This window comes from Vibrio sp. YT-18 (genome assembly GCF_033337345.1).
GTDB classification, from domain to species: domain Bacteria; phylum Pseudomonadota; class Gammaproteobacteria; order Enterobacterales; family Vibrionaceae; genus Vibrio; species Vibrio alginolyticus.
On record NZ_JAWOQO010000185.1, the window covers coordinates 1 to 1,160 of the forward strand.

At 48.2% G+C, this 1,160-nt stretch carries 1 protein-coding gene; it reads left to right on the plus strand.

Going from position 1 to position 1,160, the window contains the following annotated elements:
• Nucleotides 1–1,160: FAD-binding oxidoreductase (locus R7M72_RS25325; RefSeq protein WP_318056485.1), on the plus strand; the 1,160-nt coding region annotated here is incomplete at both ends.

Sequence of the window (1,160 nt, forward strand, 5' to 3'; positions counted from 1 at the left end):
TTACCAGCAACTTCCTCAAGCAGTCGTCCATCCTCGAACGACTCAAGATGTTTCTCTCATCGGGAAACTGAGCAATCAAGAAAAGTACGAAAGAATCACGTTCTCCCCTCGTGGTGGCGGTACCGGTACAAATGGCCAGTCGCTGACCAAAGGCATTGTGGTGGATTTGTCTCGCCACATGAACAAAGTATTGGAAGTGAATGAAGATGAAGGGTGGGTTCGCGTTCAAACTGGTGTTGTGAAAGATCAGTTGAACGATGCGGTTCGTCCTTACGGCTACTTTTTCTCTCCAGATTTGTCGACCAGCAACCGCGCAACGATTGGCGGGATGGTAAATACCGACGCCTCTGGTCAAGGCTCTCTTAAATACGGGAAAACGTCTGACCATGTACTGTCGTTGCAAGCGGTGTTTGCTGATGGCTCGATTTTAGAGTCTGATTTGTCTCATGGTTATCCAAAAGAAGGCGAGTTTGCCGCGACGGCGTTACAAGTGACGGAATCAGTTTGTCGAGATAAACGCCAGCAGATCGTGGATAAATTTCCTCCTCTCAACCGCTTCCTAACGGGCTATGACTTAAAGAACGCGTTAAATGAAGACGATGACCGTTTCGATATCACGCGAGTGCTGTGTGGAGCAGAAGGCTCATTGGCCTTTATTACGGAAGCGAAGCTAAACCTGACGCCAATTCCGAAAGCGCGTACCTTAGTTAACGTGAAATACAACAGCTTTGACTCTGCACTGCGCAACGCGCCATTTATGGTCGAAGCGAAAGCTCTTTCTGTCGAAACTGTTGACTCAAAAGTACTTAATCTCGCGAAGCAAGACATTGTCTGGCACACTGTGAGCGATCTGATCACCGACGTGCCAAACAAAGAAATGCTTGGCATCAATATGGTGGAATACGCAGGGCAAGACGAAGAAGAAGTTGCTGCGCAGGTCGCGGCGTTAACCGCCAAACTCGATATCATGTTGGAAACAGAAGAAGCGGGCATTATCGGCTACCAAGTTTGTAATGATGTAGCGAGTATTGGACGTATCTACAACATGCGTAAAAAAGCGGTGGGTTTGTTAGGCGCTGCAAAAGGCCGCGCTAAACCGGTCGCATTCGCTGAAGATACGTGTGTACCACCAGAAAACTTGGCCGATTTCATTGTAGAGT